Source organism: Endozoicomonas sp. ONNA2 (assembly GCF_024606365.1).
Classification (GTDB): Bacteria; Pseudomonadota; Gammaproteobacteria; order Pseudomonadales; family Endozoicomonadaceae; genus Endozoicomonas.
This window is the reverse complement of record NZ_JAHHPO010001019.1, coordinates 1-1,310: the sequence shown is the minus strand read 5'-3', so window position 1 is coordinate 1,310 and position 1,310 is coordinate 1. Positions and strand designations below refer to the sequence as shown.

At 47.6% G+C, this 1,310-nt stretch carries 1 protein-coding gene; it reads left to right on the top strand.

Going from position 1 to position 1,310, the window contains the following annotated elements; translation table 11 throughout:
* Window positions 1-40: 40 nt before the first annotated feature.
* Window positions 41-1,310 (top strand): transglutaminase-like domain-containing protein (locus KDK14_RS18100; protein ID WP_257266596.1); only part of this gene is annotated, 1,270 nt, incomplete at its 3' end.

The following is a 1,310-nucleotide window of genomic DNA, read 5'->3' as shown; positions in this document are numbered from 1 at the left end:
AAGTAAGGCACCGGTAATCAAAAGTAAGGCACCAGTAACGGTGGACTTTATCATTGCTCCCGAGCAAAGCTATTTTACCCGACTGAGACCGGGCGAGTGGCTGACATTATCAGAGGGATTGTGCAGTCAACGGCTTGCAGATCTGCTGGAAGAACAGATTTTTTACCCCAAAACCAACACCTGCAAAGCCTATGCAGAGCTATGTGACATCAATGGGGTCCTGGATATCCCGCAGCGACTCAGGGCGTTGATGGATTGGCTGGCTACATTTTCTGACAGCAAAAATGTAACCGGACAAGATGAACAGCTGTTGCTGAATATGCTCAGGGAGAAACAAGGGGTTTGCCGACACAAGGCGCTGATCTTTCAGGTGCTCTGCCTCTATTGGGGTATTCCTGCCCGGCAAGTAGACAATGTTTCGCACCGTTTTGTTGAGATCAGCCCCGATGGCGGCCACACCTGGCGACAATACCAACTCGGTGGTGGTGGACGGTCCACTGCAGATATCACAGAACCCGACTTGGGGGAGTACCGTCAAACAGACTTTTCCGGGCAAGGGGGGGTTGTCCATTACAACCAATTGATCGATTTAGCGGGAGCTCCGCCGGAGCTCAAAATTAACTATTGTCTTGTTCGTCTTACATATGAATTACAGCCAGGCATAAACGGCTCAGTTTCGACTGAGCTTATGCACATATTTAAAGATAGCTACTCTGCATTCAACAGAGGGCCTGTAGACTCCAACGGTTTGCCGGATTATTGGGGGATACTATTATCGCCACAAATGTTTTACCGGTTTGGTGAAAACATACAAGATTGGGAACATATCATAGAAAAAAGCGCTTGGTATATGGCGGATGCTGAAGGCAAAATCGCCGGGAAACAATTTTTATTTACCAGGTGTCTGCCGGAATTATGCAACCTGTTGCATACACAAAAGCCTGATGTGCACTATTTGAACTGGCTATGTGATCTTTACCGCTCAGCGCCCCAATTTCTGAAATATGTACTATTGGCTATCTTACAGACGTTCTCTGGGTCCTGTGACTCCTGTCAGTTAAATGACCGGGTAAAATTAATGCTTGGGACTTATCCTCTAAGCCCCCTGGAAACTGACTTGGATACAAGTGAAGAACAAGGCATTAACAGCGAAGGATGTTCAGAACGTTGCTCAAAGTTTATAAAAACGATGACCATGAGCCGCTCACTTTTGCAGCGACTATCGCAGCCCCGCGTCCATCAACAACGCCATTACCAGCCTGTGGGCAATAGCATTATCATCCCTGAAAAACTTATGTCCGGCGAGGCTG